Annotated in this window: 15 protein-coding genes and 2 pseudogenes; 5 read left to right on the top strand and 12 right to left on the bottom strand. The window is 68.0% G+C overall.

Annotated elements, in window-relative coordinates; all coding sequences use genetic code 11:
* Positions 1–32: 32 nt before the first annotated feature.
* From OV079_RS58900 to OV079_RS30725, 4 genes and pseudogenes are all read right to left on the bottom strand, one after another.
* Positions 33–173, bottom strand: a pseudogene (locus OV079_RS58900) (ArsR/SmtB family transcription factor); the annotation flags it as partial.
* Positions 174–333: 160 nt separating this feature from the next.
* The gene (locus OV079_RS30735; RefSeq protein ID WP_267772588.1) at positions 334–1,326 is read right to left on the bottom strand and encodes a M1 family aminopeptidase; all 993 of its coding nucleotides are present in this window, start codon (positions 1,324–1,326) and stop codon (positions 334–336) included.
* A gap of 2,587 nt (positions 1,327–3,913) precedes the next feature.
* The gene (locus tag OV079_RS30730) at positions 3,914–4,798 is read right to left on the bottom strand and encodes an ABC transporter ATP-binding protein (protein WP_267772587.1); all 885 of its coding nucleotides are present in this window, start codon (positions 4,796–4,798) and stop codon (positions 3,914–3,916) included.
* A gap of 216 nt (positions 4,799–5,014) precedes the next feature.
* A complete protein-coding gene (locus tag OV079_RS30725) occupies positions 5,015–6,046 on the bottom strand; it encodes an AraC family transcriptional regulator (protein ID WP_267772585.1) in 1,032 nt (343 codons plus the stop codon).
* A 52-nt stretch (positions 6,047–6,098) separates the two neighbouring features.
* Here OV079_RS30725 and OV079_RS30720 point away from each other — a divergent pair, with 52 nt between their 5' ends.
* The 5 genes from OV079_RS30720 (at position 6,099) to OV079_RS30700 (ending at position 9,214) form a co-directional block, all read left to right on the top strand.
* Complete coding sequence (locus OV079_RS30720; protein WP_267772584.1) at positions 6,099–6,518, top strand: DUF6640 family protein; 420 nt, start codon at positions 6,099–6,101, stop codon at positions 6,516–6,518.
* Positions 6,519–6,685: 167 nt separating this feature from the next.
* The gene (locus OV079_RS30715; RefSeq protein ID WP_267772583.1) at positions 6,686–7,090 is read left to right on the top strand and encodes an ester cyclase; all 405 of its coding nucleotides are present in this window, start codon (positions 6,686–6,688) and stop codon (positions 7,088–7,090) included.
* The gene (locus OV079_RS30710; protein ID WP_267772582.1) at positions 7,090–7,725 is read left to right on the top strand and encodes an NAD(P)-dependent oxidoreductase; all 636 of its coding nucleotides are present in this window, start codon (positions 7,090–7,092) and stop codon (positions 7,723–7,725) included. Before OV079_RS30715 ends, OV079_RS30710 begins: the two co-directional genes overlap by 1 nt.
* Positions 7,726–7,765: 40 nt before the next feature.
* On the top strand, positions 7,766–8,431 hold the full coding sequence (locus OV079_RS30705) for a TetR/AcrR family transcriptional regulator (protein WP_267772581.1): 666 nt from the start codon (positions 7,766–7,768) through the stop codon (positions 8,429–8,431).
* A 162-nt stretch (positions 8,432–8,593) separates the two neighbouring features.
* A complete protein-coding gene (locus OV079_RS30700; RefSeq protein ID WP_267772580.1) occupies positions 8,594–9,214 on the top strand; it encodes a putative Ig domain-containing protein in 621 nt (206 codons plus the stop codon).
* 74 nt (positions 9,215–9,288) lie between these two features.
* On the opposite strand, the gene OV079_RS30695 is transcribed toward OV079_RS30700, so the two are convergent.
* From OV079_RS30695 to OV079_RS30670, 8 genes and pseudogenes are all read right to left on the bottom strand, one after another.
* On the bottom strand, positions 9,289–10,494 hold the full coding sequence (locus OV079_RS30695) for a cytochrome P450 (RefSeq protein ID WP_267772578.1): 1,206 nt from the start codon (positions 10,492–10,494) through the stop codon (positions 9,289–9,291).
* The gene (locus OV079_RS30690; RefSeq protein WP_267772577.1) at positions 10,491–11,183 is read right to left on the bottom strand and encodes a TetR/AcrR family transcriptional regulator; all 693 of its coding nucleotides are present in this window, start codon (positions 11,181–11,183) and stop codon (positions 10,491–10,493) included. The genes OV079_RS30695 and OV079_RS30690 overlap by 4 nt, the downstream gene beginning before the upstream one ends.
* 310 nt (positions 11,184–11,493) lie before the next feature.
* Entirely contained in the window at positions 11,494–12,621 is a 1,128-nt protein-coding gene (locus OV079_RS30685; protein WP_420829550.1) for a ribosomal protein L7/L12, read from the bottom strand.
* A gap of 294 nt (positions 12,622–12,915) precedes the next feature.
* Entirely contained in the window at positions 12,916–13,746 is an 831-nt protein-coding gene (locus OV079_RS30680; protein WP_267772574.1) for a hypothetical protein, read from the bottom strand.
* Positions 13,704–14,225, bottom strand: coding sequence for an SIR2 family NAD-dependent protein deacylase (locus tag OV079_RS58895; RefSeq protein ID WP_420829436.1), 522 nt, complete (start codon positions 14,223–14,225; stop codon positions 13,704–13,706). Before OV079_RS58895 ends, OV079_RS30680 begins: the two co-directional genes overlap by 43 nt.
* 438 nt (positions 14,226–14,663) lie before the next feature.
* Positions 14,664–14,966, bottom strand: coding sequence for a cytochrome C oxidase subunit IV family protein (locus OV079_RS30675; protein ID WP_267772572.1), 303 nt, complete (start codon positions 14,964–14,966; stop codon positions 14,664–14,666).
* Positions 14,963–15,601 carry a cytochrome c oxidase subunit 3 gene (locus tag OV079_RS58890; RefSeq protein WP_420829435.1) on the bottom strand — a complete coding sequence of 213 codons (639 nt, stop codon included), beginning with the start codon at positions 15,599–15,601 and terminating at the stop codon, positions 14,963–14,965. The genes OV079_RS30675 and OV079_RS58890 overlap by 4 nt, the downstream gene beginning before the upstream one ends.
* A pseudogene (locus OV079_RS30670) lies at positions 15,594–17,173 on the bottom strand (cytochrome c oxidase subunit I). The gene OV079_RS58890 and the pseudogene OV079_RS30670 overlap by 8 nt, the downstream one beginning before the upstream one ends.
* Between the last annotated feature and the right edge of the window lie 3 nt (positions 17,174–17,176).

The following is a 17,176-nucleotide window of genomic DNA, read 5'->3' as shown; positions in this document are numbered from 1 at the left end:
CGACGCACGAGGCCGGCGCGCTCGAGCACGCGGATGTGTTTTGAAATGCTGTTGAGCGAGATCGGGAACCGCTCCGCGACGTCGGTCACCCGCGCCTCGCCGCCGCTCAGCCGCTGAAAGATGGCCCGGCGCGTCGGGTCGGCCAGGGCCGAGAGGGTGTGGTCGAGGCTCATGCGCGAAGATGTTCACCCAAGTGGGTGAATGTTGCAAGCGCGGGAATGTACGGGCGCCAGGGGTGGCCAGGGGCCCGTATGGTCGAGAATGAGCGGAAACGAGCGAGGTCCGGCGAGCCCGAGGATGTCCTTTAAGACATGGCCTTCGGGACCTCCGGTCTCACAGGGCCGCGGTGTTGTCCTTCGGGTTGCGGTCGATCAGGAGGTTGCGCGCGTCGATGCCGACGCGGTGCGGCGGCCCGTCGACGACGACGTCGAGCTCCATCTCGCCGGCGGTGAACTTCCGGCGCTCTTGCCACAACGTCGCGCCGACCTCGTAGTCGCCCGGACCGGGGGCCGCGAACACGCCGACGTCGATATAGTCGGCCAGCGGGGCCTCGGTCTCGACGCCGAGGCCGTCGGCCTTCAGCTTGCGGGCGGCGACCTTGAAGCGGACGCGGTGCTTGCCGTCGGCGAGCGGCTCGCTGGTGGCCTCGAGGACCTTGTTGTCGTACAGCGTGATCGTCTCGAACATGTCCTCGATCAGGTACGCATATTCGGGCGGCGTCACTTCGCGGAGGCGGGCGACCAGGTCGCGCGAGGTCGGGAGCGGCGGCGGCTTGTAGGCGAACTCGTCGCGGAAGGCGGCCAGGGCGGCGTTGACCCGGTCCTCGCCGATGTACTCGCGCAGCGCGTAGAACACCAGCGAGCCCTTGTGGTAATGGATGTACATCTGGAGCTCGTTGAGGGCGAGCGGCAGCTCGGCCTTGGGCTCGGCGGCGCGGCCCGTGAGGTAGTCGCGCAGCTCGTGGGCGAGGAACCGCTTCATCGCCTGCGGGCCGTAGCGCTTCTCCATGACCATCAGGGCGGTGTACTCGGCCAGCGACTCGGTCAGCATCGTCATGCCCTGGGCGTGGCCGCCGGCGACCTGGTAGGCCCACCACTGGTGAGCGACCTCGTGGGCGGTGACGAAGTACGGATAGTCGAGGTCCTCGGGGTCGTCGGGGCGGACGCGGGCGATGAAGCCGATGTTCTCGGAGTACGGGATGGTGCCCGGGGTGGCCAGGGCGAATTTCTCGTAGCGCGGGAACTCGAGGATCCGGAAGTGGCGGTGCGGGTAGGGGCCGAAGTTCTGCTTGCAATAGTCGAGCGAGCGCTTGGCCGACTCGACCATGGCGGCGAGGTTGAACTCGTGGCCTTTTTGATAGTAGACCTCGATCGCCACGCCGTCGTGGGCGTCGCGCAGGACCTCGTAGCGGGCCGAGAGGAACGGCAGGGAGGCGCGGATCTTGCCCACCGGGGCGTAGGTGAAGCAGCGCCGATCGCCCTCGGTCCACTCGCGCTGCAGCTCGCCCGCGGTGACAGCGATCTGGTCGCCGGCGGTACACACGGTCCCGGTGTACTCGATCCAGTCGGTGGCAGGCTCGCCGGGGAAGCGGTCGCGCGCGCGGGGTCGTCGATCGACGGCAGCCGCGGGCGCTCGGGCAGGCCCTGCTCCTTGCGCCGGTCGTCGTCGACGAGCTCCAGCGATCTCTGGTAGCCGAGGCTCGGCATCATGGAGAATTGGGACAGGAAGCTGCCGTTGGCGACGAGGCCGGCGTTGCGGCCGAGGTTGCCGAAGCCCTCGCGCACGTCGGCCAGGTCGAAGCGCAGGGTCATCTCGCCGCCCGGCGCCAGCGGCTCGGCGAGGCGGTAGATGCGGTAGCGGATGCGCTCGTCCGCCTCCACGAGGGTCGCGGGGCGGTCGAACTCGATCGTCCGGATCTCGATCTCGTGGGGGAGCAACATGTGAATGCTCTCGATCGGGGCGGTGTGGCGGTTGACGAGATCGAAGCGGCCGACGGTGATCGCATGACCGCGCTCGGGGAAGATGTCGACGCGGACGTCGACGGCCTCGACGTGCGGCTGGGGCAGGTCCTGGTACTGGCCGTACTTGCGCTCGTAATCGGCCGACAGGGCGTCCTCGTCCTCGCTGCTGCGATAGATGTTGCGGACGTTGGTGTTCCAATAGACGTAGCCGCCGACGCCGAGCCAGGCGGCGAGGGCGAGGGCGAGGGCGGCGGTCCAGCGGCGAGTCATCCGGGCGCGCGCCAGGCGGAGGCGGTCGCGCAGGCCGGTCGGGGTGCCGTGCATGAGCCACGGGCGCGCCAGGACCAGCAGCAGCACGGCGGTGGCGAAGTGATAGAGGTTGAACCACATCGCCGCGGCGACGTGCGGGCCGTAGCCGTTCATCGCCGAGTACTCGACCTGCGGGCTGAAGGCGAAGCGCAGGAGGTTGTGGTCGAGGCCCCAGGTGCCGAAGGCCTGGACCAGGACCCAGTAGACGAACGCCAGCAGCACGCCGAGGTACTTGTGGTCGGCGACGATCTGGAAGAACACCCCGATCATGCTGAGCAGCACCAGCTCGGGCCAGTAGAAGCCGTAGAGGACGCCGAGGTAGACGTCCAGCTCGTAATGATGATAGCCCTTGATCGTCTGGACCAGGACGCCGCCGGCGATCATCGCCGCGATCAGGGTGGCGTACACGAGGGCGAGGCAGACGAGCCTTGCGATCATGACCGCCACCGGCGAGGTCGGGGTGACGTCGAGCAATTGGTCGCCGCGCAGCGCTCGCTCGCGCCACATCAGCTCGCCGGCGTAGAGCGGGACGAGGATGATGAAGAACAGGCGGGCGTGGTTGCGGATCACGTCGGTCATCGCGTACGTGACCGGCCAGGTGGGGGTGCCCCACAGGACGTCGGAGTAGCTCGAGCCGTGGACGGTGAACAGCAAGCCGACCGCGACGAAGGCGAGGAAGGTTCGGTCGCGCACGAGGCCGAGGTAGTAGAAGTGGACCTGCGCGAGCAGGCGCGTGAGGTCGACCGCGAGGCCCCGGCGCGGCGTGACGACCGGCAGCGGCGCGGGCGGGCGCGCGGCGCCTTCGAGCTCCAGCCAGCGCCGCGGCTTGCGGCCGCGGATGCCGCGAGCGGCGTCCATGCGGAACAGGGCGTGGGCCGCGAACAGCACCAGCAGGGCGAGGCCGATCCACAGCAGGCGGTTGTAGAGGAGGAGGCCCTCGAGCGCGGTGACGAGGGTGTTCTTCTCGACGATGGTCCAGTAGCGCTCGGCGAGGTCGGTGGGGACGAGGCCGAAGGGGTCGAGCAGGCCGGCGAAGCGCTCGTTGTCGAGCTTGCTCAGCGACTCGCCGGCGATCGAGTAGCCGAGGAAGAACACCACGCCTTGCACGTACACGGCCATGTAGCTGCGGGTCAGCACGCCGACGGCGAAGAACAGCGCGGACAGCACGAAGGTGTTGGGCACGACGTAGAAGACGAGCGGGACGAGGTAGGCGCCCGGGACGTACGGGCCGAGCTTGTCGGGGTCGAGCCACGGCATGTGCGCGCCGAGCCACAGGCCGATCACGCTGCAGGCGAACACCAGGAGGGTGACGGCGTAGGCGCCGAGGAAGCGGCCGAACACGAAGCTCGACTTGCGCAGTCGCGTGGTGAAGAGCAGCTCGTGGGTCTTGAACTCGAAGTCGCGGAGGACGGCGGTGCCGGCGATCGCGGACACGAGGACCGAGCCGATCAGGGTGACGTGCGCGACGCTGCGGTTCAGCAGCCACGGCGCGTCGAGGTTCACGGCGCCGCCGAACACCATGTTGGCGAAGCCGGTGGCCGTGTACAGGAACGACAGCAGCAGCAGGGCGAACATGTAGAGGTAGGTGACCGGCCGCTGCAGGTGATACGCCAGCTCGTGGCGGGCGAAGCTCAGGAGCTGGGTCACGGGGTCCTCCGCGTCCGGCCGGTGATGTGGAAGAAGTACACGTCCTCGAGGTCGGGCTCGACCGGCTCGAAGCCGGGCCCGGGCGACTCGGGGTGGTGCACGTGGACGAGCGGGCGACCGGCGACGAAGCGGGTGGCGATCACGTGCAGCGCGCGCTGCAGCTCGGGCAGCTCCGCCCGCGTCACCATGCGGCGCCAGATCTGCCCGCGCAGCCCGGCCACCGCCGCGGTCGGCGAGCCGCTGTACAGCACCTCGCCGTGGCTGATGATCGCGAAGTTCTCGCACAGCTCGTGCACGTCCTCGACGATGTGCGTGCTGAGGATGACGACGATGTCCTGGCCGATCTCGGCGAGCAGGTCGAGGAAGCGGTGGCGCTCGGTCGGGTCGAGGCCGGCGGTCGGCTCGTCGACGATCACGAGGCGCGGGCGGCCGAGCAGGGCGATGGCGATGCCCAGGCGCTGCTTCATGCCGCCGGAGTAGCCGCCCACGGCCTGCCTGGCGGCCGGGGCGAGGTTGGTCTGCTCGAGCAGGGCGCGGACCTGGGCGGCGCGCTCGCGGCGGTCGGTCACGCCCTTCAGCACCGCGAAGTGGTCGAGGATCGTCTCGGCCGAGAGGTTCGGATAGAGCCCGAACTCCTGCGGCAGGTAGCCGAGGACTTCGCGCAGGCGCTCCTTGTGGGCCAGGACGTCGAAGGCGTCGAACTCGACGGAGCCGCTGTCGGGATCCTGGAGCGTGGCGAGCGTGCGCATCAGGGTCGACTTGCCGGCGCCGTTGGGCCCGAGCAGGCCGAACATGCCGGTCGAGATCTGCAGGCTCACGCGCTTCAGCGCGCGGACGCCGTTGGGATAGGTTTTACAGAGGTCGCGGACTGTCAATTGCATGGGAACCACCGGAGAGTCATCGCGGTCCGGACAGCGCGCATTGGCGGTGGTTCCCGGGCGCGACGAAATGTGCCCTGAGTCGCGTCTTGGCGGCGGGGATCCCGAAAACGGACGGTCTGGTCCCATTTGCGAACGCCGGGCTTCATGACCGGACGGTCCGGAACATCGCCGCGGTGGCGACATTCGGAATGGCGACACTGCGGCGGCGAGAATGTCTTATGAATGTCCCGAGGGACAGGTAGGTATCAACGGTGCGGTTCGTCGGGGCCGAGGCCGCGGTGGTGCGGGCGGGCCTCGGTCCTGGCCTCGCGCGCGGTGCGGCGGTACTGGCCCGGGGGCGCGCCGGCCCAATCTAAAGGCGCGGCTGAAGGCTTCGTCGGAGCCGTAGCCGACGCGGGCGGCCAGCTCCTTGAGGCTGACCGCGGCGTCCTGCTCGAGCGCACGGGCGGCGGTGCGCATGCGCCAGGTGGTGACGTAGGCCAGCGGAGGTTCGCCGACGAGGCGGTGGAACGCGGGGGCGAAGGCCGAGCGCGACATGCCGGCGCGGGCGGCCAGGGCGGCGACGGTCCAGTCGGCGCCGGGGTCGGCGTGGACTGCCGCGAGCGCGCGGGCGATGGCCGGATCGGCGAGGGCGCGCAGCCAGCCGTGCTCGGCGGTGCCGGCGGCGATGCAGGTGCGCAGCGCCTGGATGAACAGCAGCTCGGCGAGGCGCGTGAGCACCGGCTCGGCGCCGAGGCCCGGGCGAGCGACCTCGCCGGCGAGCGCGTGCACGAGGCCGAGCTGACCGGCGCTCGCGGCCTCGGCGGGCAGGTGGACCACGGGCGGCAGCGCGGCGGTGAGGAGGTCACGGCCGGCGGCGTCGAGCTCGAGGCAGCCGACGACCAGAGTGGTGCGCGGGCCGTCGCCGCCCCAGCGCACGGTGCGGCTGTCGACCCGCGGCGCGCGGCGGAGGCGGCGGAACGAGACCACGCCGCTGCGCGGGGCGTCGCGGATCGCGTGGACCTGGCCGGCGGCGACGAGGGCGACGTCGCCGGCGCGCAGGGCCAGGCTCTGGCGGCGCCGGGCGAGCTCGAGGTGAGCGCTGCCCCGCACGACGATGTGGACGGCGAGGTCCTCGAAGCCGGGCGATCGCAGGCCCCACGGCGCGCCGAGCTCGGCGACCCCGAGCACGGTGCCGCGCAGGCGCACGAGGTCGAGCACGCCGGCGAGCGGATCGGCGGGCGGATGGCTGGACGCTGCATCAACCATGGCGCACAGAGTATCATGGAGCGTCCAGGCGGGCCGCGCTAAGGCTCAACGCATGGAAGACTCGACGAGGCGAGCGAGGGGGCCGCGCGTGCTGGCCAGCGTGGTCGCGCTGCTGACGAGCGTGCTGCCGTTCGCGGCCGACTGGAACGCGACCCATCTCTACAACCCTCAGTGGAGCGGCCACGCGAAGTTCCACAGCGCGCACACGATGGCGCTCGGCGGGGCGCTCGGGCTGCTCGGGCTGGTGTGGTTGTGGCGACCCGGAAGGTTTGTCTCGGGGCTCTGGGTGCTGGCGATCTACTGGCTCACGCAGGCGTCGGCGCTGTTGTTTCCCGGGACTGCGGTGATCGATCCGGAGTTTGCGGGGAGGTTGCCGCGGGTCGGCGGGGTGACGCTGAATCAGGCGTGGGGCGACGCGGTGTTCGTCGGGCTGCTGGTGGTGAGCTGGGTGTGGAGTCGGCGCTCGCGCTGAGGGGCGCGGGATGTCTGTGGGGACATGTTCGTAAAGACAGAGAATGTGCCGCGAACGTAGGCACGGTATCGCGCATGAAACGGGCGGAATCGAACATTTGACTTTATGAAACAATATTGAATAGTGTTCGACATGCTCATCTTCAACACGTCCGGCAGGAGGTTGCGATGACCGGGACCGAGGTGGCGGCCGCCAACAAGGCGGCGGTGTTGCGCTTGTTCGACGAGGTCTTGAACGGCGGGCGGGATCAAGTCTTGCCCGAGCTGATCGCGGCGGAGTTCGTCAACACGAACAACGGGATCGGCGGGCCCGCGGGGATGGCCGCGGGGGCGGCATTTCTGCGAAAGACCTTTGAAAAGCCGCGGTTCGTGGTCGAGGACGCGATGGCCGAGGGCGACCGCGTGGCGGTGCGGTGGAAGCTGTTCGGGCGCCACGTCGAGCCGTTCCGCGGCACGCCGCCGAGCGGCGCGGCGGTGGTGGTGCCGGCGATGTCGATGTACCGCATGGCGGGCGGCAAGATCGCCGAGTCGTGGGTGCAGAGCGGGCCGCCGCAGCCGCACGGAGGGTCGTGATGCGACTCGTGGTATTCGGCGCGACGGGCGGGACCGGCGAGCGGCTGGTCGAGCAGGCGCTGCAGGCCGGGCACACCGTGACGGCGGTGGCGCGCCGGCCCGAGGCGATCGCGCTGCGGCACGCGCGGCTCACGGTGCGTCGCGGCGACGTGGCCAACGCGGATGATGTCGCGGCGGCGATCGCGGGGCACGACGCGGTGGTGTCGGCGCTCGGCGCCGGCAGCTCGCGCGCGCCGACGACGATCTGCCGCGACGGCGTCGGTCACATGCTGGCGGCGATGGAGCGCTGCGGGGTGCGGCGGATCAGCTGCGTCTCGGCGCTCGGGCTCGGCGACGGCGCGCTGCAGTCGTGGCCGCTGCGGCTGTTCATGCGCCACGTGCTGCAGCCGCTGCTGCGCCACCCGTTCGACGATCTGCGGGCGATGGAGGCGAGGCTGCGCTCCAGCTCGCTCGAGTGGACGATCGTGCGGCCGCCGCGGCTGACGAACGGACGGCGGCTCGGCCGCTACCGTTACGCGATCGACACGCCGCTCGCGCGAGCGACGACGATCTCTCGCGCGGACCTCGCGGACTACATGCTGGCGCACCTCGACGACCGGGCGACCGTCGGCGCGCTGGTCGAGGTCGCATACTGACGCCGCGGCTGCGGTATGGTGGCCGCGCCGAGACGACGCGATGGCGAAGCCCGAAGCCCGTCCGTATCACTCGCCCGCGCGCCGCCGCCAGGCCGACGCGACGCGGCAGCAGATCCTCGCGGCCGCGCGCACGCTGCTGGCGGCGCACGGCTACGAGGACACGACGATCGACGCGATCGCCCGCGCCGCCGGCGTGGCCGCGCCGACGGTGTACGCGGCGTTCGGCTCGAAGCGCGGGATCGTGGCGGAGCTCATCAATCAGGGGCGGTTCGGGCCGGCGTACGAGACGGCGGTGACGGCCGCGCTGACGACCGAGGAGCCGGCAGAGCGGCTGGCGTTCGCGGCGAAGATCGCCCGCACCGTCTACGAGGGCGAGCGCGCGGAGCTCGAGCTGCTGCGCGGGGTCGGCGTGGTGGCGCCCGAGCTGGCGGCGCTCGAGCGCGAGGGCGAGCTCGATCGTCGCGAGGCCCAGCGCGGGGTCATCGAGGCGCTGGCAGAGGCGGGACAGCTGCGCGAGGACCTCGACGTCGAGGCGGCGCGCGACGTGTTCTGGGCGCTGACGAACCGCGAGCTGTTCCGGCTGTTGGTGCTCGAGCGCGGCTGGTCGGCCGATCGCTGGCAGGAGTGGCTGGCCGGGATGCTGACGTCGGCGCTGCTGCAGGGCGGCGGCGCCGGGCGCAAGGCTTCGAAGAAGAAGCGCGGTTGACCGCGGCGAAAAGGGCGGTGAGGCGCTCACCGAGGTGGGCGAGGCGAGTCCGCGGATCACGGAAAACGTCGCCCGGACGCGGCGCCGAAGTGGAGATTGCTCGCAGGCCGCCAGCGGGCGCGCGCCTCGACGCTCCGTGGCGCGCGTGCTAGACGCCCTCGCATGAATCGCTTTTTCTTACTCGAGAACATCACGACGACTTCGCGCAAGTGCGCATGGATGCTGGGCCTGGCGCTCGTCGCTTGCGGACCCGACACCGAGAAGAGCACCGACGCGGACACGAGCACGACCACCGGCACCGCCACCGAAGATCCGACGGCCGGCACGAGCGAGCCCACGAGCACGAGCGAGCCCACGACCGCGGGCGAGACCACGGACGGGAGCGAGACCGCGACCACCAGCGACGCGACCTCGGACCCGACCGTCGGCGAGACCGAGACCGCGACGACGACGACCGAGACGACGACCGGTCCGCTGACCACCAGCCAGGGCTGCGAGAACTTCTTGCCGCCGATCCAGCCGGAGAGCATCGAGCCGCTGACCGTGGGCGTGGCGGTCGAGATCGCCTTCACGGTGCCGGGGCTCGAAGACAACACGACCTGGACGCCGGAGGGCGAGCTGCCCGCGGGGCTCGAGTTCACCGTCGAGACCGGCGTCCTCGCCGGTACGCCGACGATGGCGGGGTCGTTCGACTTCTCGCTGTCGGCGGCGCCGACGATGGACATCCCCGAGTGCCCGACGCTGCCGGCGTTCACTCAGTACGAGATCATCGTCAACGAGTGACGCCCCGCGTCCCGCTGCCGAACCTTCGCGGGTCCGGCAGCGCTCACATCATTGTATGAAGTACGCGCTGCGGCTCAAGACGCGAGCAGCAGCGGCAGCTTGCGCACGCCGGTCATGTTCGGGCTGGGGATGAACTCCGGGCGCGCGTCGGGGTCGGTGCGCAGATGGGGGAAGCGATCGAGCAAGATGCCGAGCGCGACGCGACCCTCGAGCCGGGCCAGCGGGGCGCCGAGGCAGAAGTGGATCCCGCGGCCGAAGGCGACGTGCGGGTTGGGATCGCGGGTCGGGTCATACTCGTCGGGGCGAGCGAACTGCCGCTCGTCGCGGTTGGCCGCGGCGATCCACACCATCAGCAGCTTGTCGGCGGGGATCCGCTCGCCGGCGAGCTCGGTCTCGCCATGGGTGGCGCGACCGACCGCGGCGAACGGGCTGAGGAAGCGCAGCGACTCCTCGATCGCGCCCGGCAAGGCCCGACGGTCGGTGCGGACGCGGGCCAGATGCTCGGGGTGAGCGTCGAGGCACAGGACGGTGTTGCCGAGCAGCATCGTCGTCGTGATGTGCCCGGCGACCAGCAGGATGTTGGCGAAGTTGACGACCTCGTTGGTGGTGAGGCGCTCGCCGTCGACCTCGGCGTGGACCAACTTCGTCAGCAGGTCCTCGCGCGGCCGCTGCAGCCGCTCCCTGGCGTGGCCCGCGAGGTAGTCGAGGAGGTGGCGCCGATTCTCCAGCACGATCTCCATCGCCCGGTCCTGCTCCGCGCTCTGCTTCACCAGCGAGAACTGACCGGAGTACTCGAGCATCTTGTCGACCCACTGCTTGAACAGGTGACGGTCGCTGCTCGGCACCCCGAGCAGCTCGGCGATCACGATCACCGGCAGCGGGTAGGCGAGGTCGGCCACCAGCTCCATGCGCCCGCGCTGCGCGGCGGCGTCGAGCAGCTCGTGCGTGAGCGCGGCGACCCGCGGCTCGAGGTCGGCGACGACCTTCGGCGTGAAGGCCTCGCTGACGAGCCGGCGCAGCTTCTTGTGGTCCGGCTCGTCCATCTGGACCAGGTTGCCCTCGCGCATCTCCTTGCTCCCGCGGATGACGCCCGGAGGCAGGACCCGCAAAGTGTCGGAGGAGAAGATGGCCGGATTGCCGAGGATGTGGACGGTCTCGGCGTAGCCGTACACGTTCCACATGCCGGTGGCCGGATCGTAGCTCACGGGCTTGTCCGGTCGTTGCCCGCGCAGCCAAAACTGCTGCGGATGGATGTCCCACGTATCAGCGACGTTCGTCATGGTGCCCTTCCTTCGTAGATCCACGCGCGCGCGCGCGAGATGAAGCCCTCGAGCAGCGCGGCGAGCTCCGCCGCCGCGTCGGCGACTTTCGACGGATCTGGCACCCCGGCCGGCTCGAAGCCGTGCCGGACGACGTGCGCGATCGCGTCGGCCTTGGCCTCCGCGGCGAAGTTGGTGGCCTCTCGGTCGAGGTGCTCGAGCAGGTAGAAGCCGAGGATCGAGGCCCGCATCGTGTAATCGACGTGCGGGATGTCGCCGCGCAAGAGGCCGCGCGCGATCATCATCCGCGAGTAGTGAGCCCCGGATTGCAGCTTGATCTGGCGCAGCGGGCCCTGGCTCAGCTTGCCGAGCAGCTCGGTGTCGCCGGTGAGCAGCGCGAACATCACCGGCCGCCGCACCGCCGCGAGGAACGAGGAGCGGACGAATCGGTGCGGCAACACCTCAAACGGATCGGCGCGCACCTGCGCGAGCAATTCCTCGGTCAGCTCGATGGAGGCCCGCATCACCAGGGCGGTGAAGAGCGCCTCCTTGCTTTTCCAGTGCAGGTAGACGGTGCCCTTGCCGACATCGGCCTGCTTCGCGACGTCCTCGATGGTGACCTTGCGGTAGCCGAGCCGCGAAAGCAGCACGCCGGCGGCGTCGAGAATACGGTCTGCGCGATTGGCGCTATCCTGCGGGCGTTCGGCCACTCCGAGGGTCTCCTTGACCTCGTGACCAGATTTGAAATCCGGTCATCGGGTCAAAGAACCATGGCAGGGCGTTTAAGAAGGCGCAAGGAGTCTTTCGGAATTTTCGTCTCGCCGGGGATGGGAAAATGCGCGCGGGGCGAGGGTGCGCGTGAGGGCGAAATCGCACCCGCGGCCAGGGTCCGAGCGGGCTCGATATCGAGCCGTGAGGCGAGCTGGCGAATCACGAGAGTACGGGCGGCTCGCGACGATTGCCGGCGACCGCGTATTACGAATCGTCGCCGGCTCGCATGCTCACAACATTCGAGGATCGTCAGTGCACCACCCCGAGGTGCTTCTCGGCGCAGGACGAGCAGACGTCAGGCTCGAATCGCCACTCCGGGGGCGTGAGGCGGTGGCAGAAGCGGCAGGCGGCGAAGGACGCGCGCCGCTCGGCTGCGACGGCTTCGATGACCGGGCGCACCGCTTCGATCCGCTCTGCGGGATCGACGGGCAGGTCGCGCCAGGACCAGCGCGACCGCAGGACGTGGGCTCGCTCGTTCTCGTGGGCGCCGGTCCAGCGGATGGCGAACTTCCGCACCTCGAGGTGGTCCGCGTCCGCCCGCAAGACCACCTCGGTCGGGTCGCCGCCCTCGAGCAGCGACGCCCCTTCGGAGAGGAGCGCGGCTTCTCCGGTAGCGTCGGGGTCGCCACGCACGGCCGCGAGGCCGCCCGCGGCGGCGACTCGCGCGAGCATGGCTTCGACCTGGCTGTCGTCGTACGTCTCGAGGAGCACGCACGGGAGCTGGTCGAGCCGGTCCCTGGCGGTGATCAGGTTGCAACCGGTGAGCTCGCGGATCAGGCGAATCGCGCGCACCCGGTCGGGCGGCGGTACGCGCAATTCGACGACGTGTTCGATGTCCCACCGACGACGCCGAGGGTGTTGCGTACACCAGTACAATGGCGGCACCCAGGCGTTCCATTCGTCGCCGGCGCCGTGAACCGAGATCTCCGTCACCGGGCCGGGGAGCGCCCAGCGCAGGGCCTGCAGCCGCGTGGCAGCGAGGTTGTCGAGGACCACGCCCGCAGGCAGCGGGCCCAGGTCGGTCTCCCGCAGCGCCCCGGGGAGCAGGACGGGCGGATCGCTCGCGGGTTTCGACGCCGTCCAGGGGTGCAAGCGGCGGTGGCTGAGGGCGCCCACGCGGGCGAGCCAGGCGGGATCGAGGGTGCGCGCGAGCTCGTCCAAAGCGGCCTGGCGAGGGCCGAACTCCGTCTGAGGTGCCGGGCTCGTCGGGCGGTAGACGAGCGGGCGAGGCGGGCGCGTCGGCGTGGCGGCGAGCTCGGCGTCCAGAGCAAGGAAGCGGCCGCGGGGGTCGCCGCGCGCGATGAGAGCCTCCGCGCAAGCGGATCGCACGCGCGGGTCGAGCGGCGTGCGCTCCAGAGCGAGCAGTTCGTCGAACATCACGCTGCGAGCGTAGCGGAGGTCGCTGCGGGAGAGAAGGCCGTCATCGACGCGCACTCGCGGTCTGCTGCAGGAAACGGCCGCGAGGTGTGCACTCCTTGGCGGTTTCAGCGTCGCTGAGGTCTCGCGGCCGCCCGATTGAGCGTTGGAGTGCTCGTCGCTTTCCGGAGGCGACGGGCCCTGCCAGGCCTCGCCCGAAGCGGCGATGTGACAAGTCCGAATGATATGCCGATATTATTCCGCCGGTCATGGCAGAAACAGCCGACATATAACGCGGGAAATGATGTCCGATTATCAGCGGCCGAATTCTAGAAAATCGAGCAATGAAACAAGTTTCATGTACTGTGAATGAATTCCATTCTGGCCTGGATCATCAAGAATGGCACGATGTCGAGTGAGGTATGCCCGTAAATCTTCAGGGATGAGCGCGCTGTCGCGTAATTGCGGAATTAAATAGAGAGCCTTGGCCATCGTTTCTCCTGAACTCGAAATCTCAGATATTGTTGCGTAGGGGATAGACTTTCTTGGTCTGTTGGCGTGGCTGACCCTGGGCCTAAAATCGTCCAACGTTTTCTCCGCGTACTTCATGAGCGGAGCTGAAACGTCTATTCCGGCATCAATGCCCGCTTTTACGTACCTCCATACGGGAACCCATGTGCTTTTGGTGACGATGCGCGGCAAGACTCTCTTCACGATTTGCATTTGGTCGAGCTGACCGGTTCCCTTTAAAACATCGTCCACCAGATCTACCCGAGAGATTGCGTCATAGCCCTTCTGGCCCAGTGGGTTGGCAATGCCCACGCCTACTACGACCTCCAGATCCTGCAGGAGCGTGTCGTTGTTCAAGTCCACAACCTTCAGTGCTCCCCTTGGGTTTGCCGTTCGTACCAACTCATAAATTCTTTCCTTGACTCTTCGCAAGACTGAGACCGGAATGGTTCGCTCGATGGCGCCGAGAGCTTCGTAGATCTCAATGAATGATTCGGCTTGGACCCGCGTGACAGGCAAGATTACATGGCCCAGCCCCATCGTATGTTGATCCACCTGTCCTCCTCCCGTGCCTGGCACGTATTCAATGAATATTAGCCGATTCTGAAGAAGCTCAAATTGCTGGCTGGCAAACATGCAGTCACCGCTTGGAGGATTGACCGGATGTTGGGGTCCGAGATTGAGTATCCTAGGAAAACGAACGGATGCTCCAAAAATAGGGTCGTCAGTTTTGCTGCCAGATAAGCATTTTTGTCGCTGAAGGCCCGATAATCTTGTTCTGTGAGAACGAGAGTGTTCGGCCTAGTTGCGCAGCCATGAATCTTAAAGATTTCACCCACTCCGTGAGATACTTGAAATAGAGTGTCGTCTTGGCTGGAATAGACTTTATAATCGGGAAAAACATTCTCGAGGATTGTATCGTAGTTGGTTGTGATAATTCCATCGAATTTCGCGGAGCGAAGTAAGTGTAGCTCGTTTGCTAGGGGTGTTTCCCTGAGTTTCTCGCATTGCGCTCTAAGAAAATTGGAGACTTCAACCTTGAGGGGCTTGAAAAATCGGTCATTTCTGACAGTAATTCCGGCGGCGCTCCTGTTTCTCTTCGCGAGGTCCACCATACTTCACGAAAAGCCTCTGCAATGACAGAGCCTAATCTGGGGAAATTTTCTCGCCCTGCGATCGTGACATAATATTCGTATGGCCTGCTGGTTTCTGAAGCAAACTTTCGTAGTAGGCCTTCCCAAGTGGGCAGGTTCAAGTACCGCCGCCCGAGTCCAGCCCCCGCAAAGAGAAACGGAGATGCCCCAGATCGCTTGATGAGTTCTAAGAGAAGGTCCCGGACCATGCCACGTTATAGTGTACGCCAGTCGCAAATCAGTGAGCAAGAGGTCAAGAAGAGGTCGGACTCGCGCATGGCGTGTCGCCTACATCGTCACCTTAGGCGCTCTTTAGCCTTCACGTTCGCTCTCCAGGTGGGGCGCTGCGATCGGCTGGCTTTGGATCATCGCGCGAGAGGTGAGCAGAGGTCCTCGTGACGTACGTCCGAGCTCGGCAAATCACCCGCCGCCCAAATGGCGGATGTCGACCGTCACCATGAGCATGAAGATGGCCAGCAGGATCGCCGCCATGAGCGCGACCAGGCGGGTCGCCGGGGCTTCGCGCAGCAGGTGCATGAACACGGCGGCGACCAGGGCTGCCTTGATCGCGGCGATCGTCATCGCCAGGGTGACGTGGACCGCCGGCGGGAGCTCGAGGAAGGCCAGGCCGACGGTGGTGGCCGTCAAGATCAACAGCGCCAGCAGGACGACGAGGGCGGCGCCGACGGTCGGGGCGGGGGTGGTCTCGTCGTGAGGGTTCATGTGAGCCTCGCTGCGAGGTACAGGGCCGGGAACAGGAACAGCCACACGATGTCGACGAAGTGCCAGTAGAGGCCCACCGCCATCACCGGCGAGCCGCGCAGGTCCATCGCCGGGGTGCGCCAGGCGGCGATCGCCAGGCACGCGAGCGCGACCAGGCCGCCGATGACGTGCAGGGCGTGGAAGCCGGTCAGGACGAAGTAGAGGCCGAAGAACGTCGGCAGGCCGGGGCCGGGGCCGAGCTCGTCGGCGAGGTCGACGAACGGGGTCTCGCCGCGGGCGAAGTGGTGGGCGTACTCCCAGCCCTTCATCGCCAGGAACGCGGCCCCGAGGGCCAGCGTCGCCAGCAATGACAACAGCAGCTTCAGGCGCATGCGCGTGAACGCGAAGCGGACGGCGAGCGCCATCGTGAAGCTGCTGAGCAGCAGGGCCACGGTCATCGCGGTGGCCAGGCGCCAGTCGAGGCGCGGGGCGAAGGTCGCGAACAGCTCGGGGTGGCGCAGGCGCAGGCTGATGTAGAACAGGAACAGGACGCCGAAGAACAGCACCTCCTGGCCGAGGAAGGCCCACATGCCGAGCGCGACGGCGTCGCGTTGATGGGGGAGGTCGGCGAACGGCTCGCGCACGGCTTCAGACATCGCGGGCTCCGATCGCGGTGGGCTGGGGCGCGCGCGGGTAATCGTAGGGGTCGTCGGTGATGATGGGAGGGACCGCGAACTGTGCGGCGGCGGGGGCGAGGTGGTGTGCCACTCGAGGCCGGTCGCGCCCCACGGGTTGTCGCCGGCGGGGCGGCCGCGGACCAGGGACGCGAGCAGGTAGATGCCGGGGAGGACGTAGCCGACGGCGAGGATGGTCGCGCCGGCGGACGACAGCACGTGCAACAATTGGTACTCGGGCGGGTACGAGGCGGTGCGGCGCGGCAAGCCCTGGGTGCCGAGCAGGAATTGGGGCAGGAAGGTCAGCAAGAAGCCGATGAGCAGGACGTAGGCGGCGATCCGGCCCCAGCGCTCGGAGTACATGCGGCCGCTGATCTTGGGCCACCAGAAGTGGAGGCCGCCGAGGTAGGCCATGAGCATGCCGCCGACCATGATCGTATGAAAGTGGGCGACGACGAAGTAGGTGTCGTGGAGGTGGACGTCGACGGCGAGCATCGCCAGCGCGAGGCCGGTGCCGCCGCCGATCGTGAACAGGGCGACGAAGCCGAGGGCGTAGATCATCGGCGTGGTCAGCCAGACCGAGCCGCGGTGCATGGTGCCCAGCCAGCTGAACACCTTGACGCCGCTCGGTACGGCGACGGCGAACGAGAGGAACGAGAACACGACGCTGGCGAAGTACGACTGGCCGGCGACGAACATGTGGTGGCCCCACACGAGGAAGCCGAACACCGCGATCGCTAGGCTGGACGCGGCCACGAACTCGTAGCCGAACGGGCGGTTGCGCGAGAAGCAGGGGATGAGCTCGCTGACGACGCCCATGCCCGGCAAGATCATGATGTAGACGGCCGGGTGCGAGTAGAACCAGAAGAAGTGCTGGAACAGCAGCGGGCTGCCGCCGAACTCGGGGTCGAAGATGCCGACCTGCAGGCCGCGCTCGATGGCGACGAGCAGCAGGGTCATCGCCAGCACGGGGGTCGCCAGCACGAGGATCAGCGAGGTCGCGTAGAGCGACCACACGAACAGCGGCAGGCGCATCCACGTCAGGCCGGGCGCGCGCAGGCGGTGGGTGGTGACGAGGAAGTTGATGCCGGTGAACACGGAGGACAGGCCGGCGAGGAACACCCCGAGCACCGCGAGGACCACGTGCGAGTCGCTGAAGGTGGTCGAATAGGGGGTGTAGAAGGTCCAGCCGGTGTCGAGGCCGCCGGCGATCATGGCGGTCAAGGTGAGCAGACCGCCGGCGACGAAGACGTACCAGCTGGCGAGGTTGAGCCGCGGGAACGCGAGGTCGGAGGCGCCGAGCATCAGCGGCAAAAGGTAGTTGCCGAGGAAGGTCGGGATCGAGGGGATTAGAAAGAAGAACACCATGATCACGCCGTGCAGCGTGAACAGGCGGTTGTACGTCTCGGCGGTGACGAGGTCGGAGGCGGGGGTGGCGAGCTCGACGCGGATGACCGTGGCGAGCAGGCCGCCGAGGGTGAAGAAGAGCGTCATCGTCCCGAGGTAGAGCAGGGCGATCCGCTTGTGATCGGTGGTGGTCAGCCAGGACTTCATGGG

This window comes from Nannocystis pusilla, from assembly GCF_026626665.1.
Classification (GTDB): Bacteria; Myxococcota_A; Polyangia; order Nannocystales; family Nannocystaceae; genus Nannocystis; species Nannocystis pusilla.
Note: the sequence above shows the minus strand (reverse complement) of the source record. Positions and strands in the feature narration are given on the sequence as shown.

Excerpts from the sequence above, each read along its gene's own strand:
- OV079_RS58890 (WP_420829435.1), bottom strand. The coding sequence starts at position 15,601 with ATGTCTGAAGCCGTGCGCGAGCCGTTCGCCGACCTCCCCCATCAACGC.
- OV079_RS30725 (WP_267772585.1), bottom strand. The coding sequence starts at position 6,046 with ATGGTTGATGCAGCGTCCAGCCATCCGCCCGCCGATCCGCTCGCCGGC.
- OV079_RS30735 (WP_267772588.1), bottom strand. The coding sequence starts at position 1,326 with ATGGTCGAGTCGGCCAAGCGCTCGCTCGACTATTGCAAGCAGAACTTC.
- OV079_RS30715 (WP_267772583.1), top strand. The coding sequence starts at position 6,686 with ATGACCGGGACCGAGGTGGCGGCCGCCAACAAGGCGGCGGTGTTGCGC.
- OV079_RS30705 (WP_267772581.1), top strand. The coding sequence starts at position 7,766 with ATGGCGAAGCCCGAAGCCCGTCCGTATCACTCGCCCGCGCGCCGCCGC.
- OV079_RS30680 (WP_267772574.1), bottom strand. The coding sequence starts at position 13,746 with ATGTTTGCCAGCCAGCAATTTGAGCTTCTTCAGAATCGGCTAATATTC.
- OV079_RS58895 (WP_420829436.1), bottom strand. The coding sequence starts at position 14,225 with ATGGTGGACCTCGCGAAGAGAAACAGGAGCGCCGCCGGAATTACTGTC.
- OV079_RS30700 (WP_267772580.1), top strand. The coding sequence starts at position 8,594 with ATGAATCGCTTTTTCTTACTCGAGAACATCACGACGACTTCGCGCAAG.
- OV079_RS30730 (WP_267772587.1), bottom strand. The coding sequence starts at position 4,798 with ATGCAATTGACAGTCCGCGACCTCTGTAAAACCTATCCCAACGGCGTC.
- OV079_RS30675 (WP_267772572.1), bottom strand. The coding sequence starts at position 14,966 with ATGAACCCTCACGACGAGACCACCCCCGCCCCGACCGTCGGCGCCGCC.
- OV079_RS30685 (WP_420829550.1), bottom strand. The coding sequence starts at position 12,621 with ATGTTCGACGAACTGCTCGCTCTGGAGCGCACGCCGCTCGACCCGCGC.
- OV079_RS30720 (WP_267772584.1), top strand. The coding sequence starts at position 6,099 with ATGGAAGACTCGACGAGGCGAGCGAGGGGGCCGCGCGTGCTGGCCAGC.
- OV079_RS30695 (WP_267772578.1), bottom strand. The coding sequence starts at position 10,494 with ATGACGAACGTCGCTGATACGTGGGACATCCATCCGCAGCAGTTTTGG.
- OV079_RS30710 (WP_267772582.1), top strand. The coding sequence starts at position 7,090 with ATGCGACTCGTGGTATTCGGCGCGACGGGCGGGACCGGCGAGCGGCTG.